A 5,101-nucleotide genomic window follows, 5' to 3' on the forward strand; every position below is an offset into this window, starting at 1 on the left:
CACCGCGTACCGCACCGCCGACGGCGACCCGCGCCGGATGCTGCCCGCCGGCGCGGGACGCGCGTTCCGGCCCGAGGCCGCCGTACGGCTCGGCGCCGTCCTGCTGATCGCCCGGCCGTGCGCGCAGGGCGCCTGGACGGGGCAGCTCGTCGCCCTGGACGACCTCGGGCGGATCACCCCTGACCGCACACCCCTCGGCAACGATCTCCCGCGTCACGGACCGAACGCGCGGACGTAGAAAAACCGCTTGCACACCCCCGTTAGACTTCTCCCCATGGCCATTCTCCTCGCGCATTAGACGGCGGGAACGTCCTCAGCCGCCCACCCGTCAATCCCTGTACGCCCTGGAGTCTGTCCGTGATCTCCGCCTCCGGTATCGAGCTGCGCGCCGGTGCGCGCATCCTCCTTGAGAACGCCACCTTCCGTGTCGCCAAGGGCGACCGCATCGGCCTCGTCGGCCGCAACGGCGCCGGCAAGACGACCCTCACCAAGTGCCTGGCCGGCGAGGGCATCCCGGCCGCGGGCCAGATCGCCCGCTCCGGTGAGGTCGGCTACCTCCCGCAGGACCCCCGTACCGGCGACCTGGACGTCCTCGCCCGGGACCGGATTCTGTCCGCGCGCGGCCTCGACGTACTGATCCGCAAGATGCGCGACAACGAGCAGCGCATCGCCAACGGCATGGGCGCCACCCGCGAGAAGGCCCTCAAGCAGTACGAGCGCCAGGAGACGGAGTTCCTCACCAAGGGCGGGTACGCCGCCGAGGCCGAGGCCGCCACCATCGCCGCCGCGCTGAACCTGCCCGACCGCGTCCTCGGCCAGCCGCTGCACACCCTCTCCGGCGGTCAGCGCCGCCGTATCGAACTGGCCCGCATCCTCTTCTCGGACGCCGACACCCTGCTGCTCGACGAGCCGACCAACCACCTCGACGCCGACTCGATCATCTGGCTGCGGGACTACCTGAAGACGTACCGCGGCGGCTTCATCGTGATCTCCCATGACGTCGACCTGGTCGAGACGGTCGTCAACAAGGTGTTCTACCTGGACGCGAACCGGTCCACGATCGACATCTACAACATGGGCTGGAAGCTCTACCAGCAGCAGCGCGAAGCCGACGAGAAGCGCCGCAAGCGGGAGCGGGCCAACGCCGAGAAGAAGGCCGCCGCGCTCAACGCCCAGGCCGACAAGATGCGCGCCAAGGCCACCAAGACGGTCGCCGCGCAGAACATGGCCCGCCGCGCCGAGAAGCTGCTCTCCGGCCTCGAAGAGGTCCGGATGTCCGACAAGGTCGCCAAGCTGCGCTTCCCGGAGCCCTCGCCCTGCGGCAAGACCCCGCTGATGGCCGAGGGCCTGTCGAAGTCGTACGGCTCGCTGGAGATCTTCACCGACGTCGACCTCGCCATCGACAAGGGCTCGCGGGTCGTCATCCTCGGCCTCAACGGCGCCGGCAAGACGACCTTGCTGCGCCTCCTCGGCGGCGTCGAGAGGCCCGACACCGGCCAGGTCGTCCCCGGCCACGGCCTCAAGCTCGGGTACTACGCCCAGGAGCACGAGACCCTGGACCCCGACCGCACCGTCCTGGAGAACATGCGCTCCGCCGCGCCCGACATGGACCTGGTCGAGGTCCGCAAGGTGCTCGGCTCGTTCCTCTTCTCCGGCGACGACGTCGACAAGCCGGCCGGTGTCCTCTCGGGCGGCGAGAAGACCCGTCTCGCCCTGGCCACCCTGGTCGTCTCCTCGGCGAACGTGCTCCTCCTCGACGAGCCGACCAACAACCTCGACCCCGCCAGCCGCGAGGAGATCCTCGGAGCCCTGCGCACCTACAAGGGCGCGGTCGTCCTCGTCACGCACGACGAGGGCGCCGTCGAGGCCCTCCAGCCCGAGCGGATCATCCTGCTGCCCGACGGCGTCGAGGATCTGTGGGGCTCCGACTACGCGGATCTCGTCGCCCTGGCGTGATCCATTGCGTATGGATCATTCGGCTCATCCGTGATCCATCATCTGTGTGAGATCTCCTCGTATCGGGGTGTGTCCTACACGGATTTTCCGGCCGATCCCCCACGTACCAAGGGATCGGCCGTTTCGCGTCGCTGACCTGGTGCTTCGCGAATCCACCCGTTCGGTCCCATGGACACCACCCCATGGAATTGCGTGTTCCGCTTGTGGGGATCCACTCCTGTCGTCACAACGATGTCTCACGGACCTTGCCGAATGGGTGGCCATCACGCCCAAGAGGGGTGATCATGAGGAGACCAGAGCGCACTTCCCATGAGGAGGCACGGGTGGCCGAGACTCTGAAGAAGGGCAGCCGGGTGACCGGCGCCGCGCGCGACAAGCTCGCGGCAGACCTGAAGAAAAAGTACGACTCCGGTGCGAGCATCCGGGCGCTGGCCGAGGAGACCGGCCGCTCGTATGGCTTTGTGCACCGGATGCTCACCGAGTCGGGCGTCGTCCTGCGTGGGCGTGGCGGAGCGACCCGGGGCAAGAAGGCCGCATCGGTCTGACGCCGGGCGGTCCATCGGCTTCGATGGTGGCCACCCGGTCGGCCAGCTGATCGGCCGGGTGGTTACTGTGCAGTCACTTAAGCATGCCCGGCATGCTCGGATGACCGCACCCATCGGAGGCGCCCCATGGCTTCGCCCGACCAGGACCTCGCTCCTGTACTCGACAAGGACGGCGTACGGCTCACCGTCGACGACGCGCTCGCCACGGTGACGCTGGCCAACCCGGCCAAGCGCAACGCGCAGAGCCCCGCACTGTGGCGGGCGCTCGCCGAGGCCGGGCGGCTGCTGCCGGGCTCCGTCCGTGTCGTTGTGCTGCGCGGCGAGGGCAGGTCCTTCTCCGCCGGTCTCGACCGGCAGATGTTCACCCCGGAGGGGATCCCGGGCGAGCCGACCTTCATCGATCTCGCGCGCCGTGACGACGCCGGGCTCGACGCGAACATCGCCGAGTTCCAGGAGGCGTTCACCTGGTGGCGGCGGAACGACATCGTGTCCGTCGCCGCCGTCCAGGGGCACGCCATCGGGGCCGGCTTCCAGCTCGCGCTCGCGTGCGACCTTCGGGTCGTCGCGGACGACGTGCAGTTCGCCATGCGCGAGACCAGCCTCGGCCTCGTACCCGACCTGACCGGCACGCATCCGCTGGTCGGTCTCGTCGGGTACGCCCGCGCGCTCGAGATCTGCGCCACGGGAAGGTTTGTCGGCGTGGAGGAGTCCGTGGCGTCCGGGCTGGCCAACATTGCCGTGCCCGGCGACCAACTGGACGACGCCGTACGGGACTTGGCAGCGGCGCTGTTGGCTGCGCCGCGGGACGCTGTCGCCGAGACCAAGGCGCTGTTGCGGGGCGCGGCGGACCGTACGTACGACGAGCAGCGGGCGGCTGAGCGGGCCGCTCAGGCACGGCGGCTTCGGGATCTGGCCGGGCTCGGCGAATAACCCTGCCAACCCTGCGCTCAACCCTGCGCTGGGCACGGCGAGTAGGACGAGTTCCCTAGTCCACCGCCGTAATCAAAACCGCCACCGAGGGCCGGTCCTCCAGGGCGTCCCCTACGGCCGTGCGGACCTGTCGGGCCACATCGACGGCCCGGTGGTCGGCGCTCGTCGACAACTCCACGCGAACGTGCCGGTGAGGCAGTGCCGTGTCGGCCGGGTGTTCCTCCAGGAGCACCCCGCGGCCGAGGCCGCCCAGGGAAGCCGTCAGGCCGCTCACGCCAGGGACGGCGAGGGCGGCCGCGGCTGCGCGGGCCTCGTCCGGGTCCGTGGGTTCGCGCGCGGGCACCGGCCGCGGCGCACGTACCGCCGTGGCCGGTTCCTCCGTGTCCAGCAGGTCGGTCACCCGCAGGTCCACCTCCGACAGCGCGAGCCCGAGCCGTTGCACAGCGGCCGTCGTCAGGGTGAGTCGCAGCCGGGACGCCACCGCGGGCAGCGGCTCGGCGGCCGTGGCGGCGAAGTCCGCCGTCATCCGCAGCGGGCCCGGCGGCAGCGCGCTCGGCGGAGCCGGTACGACGGGCTGAGCTGCCTCTTCGGGATCGGCGAGCGAGAGCCGCAGCGTGCCCAACCGCACCCCCGGCACCCCGTCCGCCGCCGCACGCTCCAGTACCGCCCCCGCCGCGACCTCCGCGATCCACGCGCCGTCGCGCGGCCCACCGAGCGGCAGCAGCCTGCCGAGCCCGACCTGGCGCCGTACCCACTCTGTCCACCGGTCCGCCGTCATTCCTCCAGCCTGCCGTATCACCGGCGCACCACAGGGGAACCTTGCATACGGTGGGCAAGGGACGATCGAAGGGGACGACGACCGAAAGGGACGTACGGCGATGACCGACATGACGACGACCCCCGAAGGCGGCCAAGAGCCGCAGGTGTCGACCCGTAAGGCCACTCAGCGCGGCGGCGGTGATCCGGCGACCCGGGGACGGACCACCATCGCCGACGGCGTCGTGGAGAAGATCGCGGGCCTCGCGGCGCGGGATGTCGTCGGAGTGCACGCCATGGGCAGTGGCCTGGCCCGCACCTTCGGCGCCGTACGCGACCGGGTGCCGGGCGGCTCCAGGTCGGTGGCGCGGGGTGTGAAGGCCGAGGTCGGCGAGGTGCAGACCGCACTGGACCTGGAGATCGTCGTGGACTACGGCGTCTCGATCGCCGATGTCGCCCGCGCCGTACGGGAGAACGTGATCGCTTCCGTGGAACGCATGACCGGACTTGAGGTGGTCGAGGTCAATATCGCGGTCAGCGATGTGAAGCTGCCCGACGAAGAGGACGAGGAGCCCGAGCCGCCGCGCATCCAGTGACGCACCGGCGACACCGCACACCCGACGAGCTGAGGAGTGCTGTATGAGCATGGCCGTGGTCGGCATGATCGCCGGAATGGCGCTGGGTTTCGCCGGGTACTTCGGCGGCTTCGGAGCCTTCCTGCTGGTGGCGGCGCTGGGTGCGATCGGGTTCGTCGCCGGCCGGTTCGCGGAGGGCGACCTGGAACTGGGTGACTTCTTCCGTACCCGCGACGACCGGCGCGACCGGCGGCGGTGACCGGCGGTGACCGCCGACACCGGCGCGGCGCGCCCGCCGTCGGCCCTCGTGCCGCCGGCTGAGCGCGGCGCCACCCGGAT

The 5,101-nt window shown here is 70.6% G+C and carries 6 protein-coding genes and 1 pseudogene; 6 read left to right on the top strand and 1 reads right to left on the bottom strand.

The features are described 5' to 3' along the window. From M878_RS49460 to M878_RS82175, 4 genes and pseudogenes are all read left to right on the top strand, one after another. Positions 1-238 (top strand): annotated as a pseudogene (locus tag M878_RS49460) (hypothetical protein); the annotation flags it as partial. A gap of 119 nt (positions 239-357) precedes the next feature. Continuing rightward, on the top strand, positions 358-1,956 hold the full coding sequence (locus tag M878_RS82165; protein ID WP_023551706.1) for an ABC-F family ATP-binding cassette domain-containing protein: 1,599 nt from the start codon (positions 358-360) through the stop codon (positions 1,954-1,956). Between the two features lie 323 nt (positions 1,957-2,279). Beyond that, positions 2,280-2,501, top strand: a complete 222-nt coding sequence (locus tag M878_RS82170; protein ID WP_023551707.1) for a helix-turn-helix domain-containing protein — start codon at positions 2,280-2,282, stop codon at positions 2,499-2,501. Between the two features lie 126 nt (positions 2,502-2,627). After that, complete coding sequence (locus M878_RS82175; protein WP_023551708.1) at positions 2,628-3,431, top strand: enoyl-CoA hydratase/isomerase family protein; 804 nt, start codon at positions 2,628-2,630, stop codon at positions 3,429-3,431. A gap of 55 nt (positions 3,432-3,486) precedes the next feature. On the opposite strand, the gene M878_RS82180 is transcribed toward M878_RS82175, so the two are convergent. Next, on the bottom strand, positions 3,487-4,209 hold the full coding sequence (locus M878_RS82180; protein ID WP_023551709.1) for a hypothetical protein: 723 nt from the start codon (positions 4,207-4,209) through the stop codon (positions 3,487-3,489). A 100-nt stretch (positions 4,210-4,309) separates the two neighbouring features. Between M878_RS82180 and M878_RS82185 the strand changes: the two genes are divergently transcribed. Further along, positions 4,310-4,783, top strand: a complete 474-nt coding sequence (locus M878_RS82185; protein WP_023551710.1) for an Asp23/Gls24 family envelope stress response protein — start codon at positions 4,310-4,312, stop codon at positions 4,781-4,783. Positions 4,784-4,826: 43 nt separating this feature from the next. Next, entirely contained in the window at positions 4,827-5,021 is a 195-nt protein-coding gene (locus tag M878_RS82190; RefSeq protein ID WP_023551711.1) for a hypothetical protein, read from the top strand. Positions 5,022-5,101: the final 80 nt, after the last annotated feature.

This window comes from Streptomyces roseochromogenus subsp. oscitans DS 12.976 (assembly GCF_000497445.1).
Lineage (GTDB): Bacteria > Actinomycetota > Actinomycetes > Streptomycetales > Streptomycetaceae > Streptomyces > Streptomyces oscitans.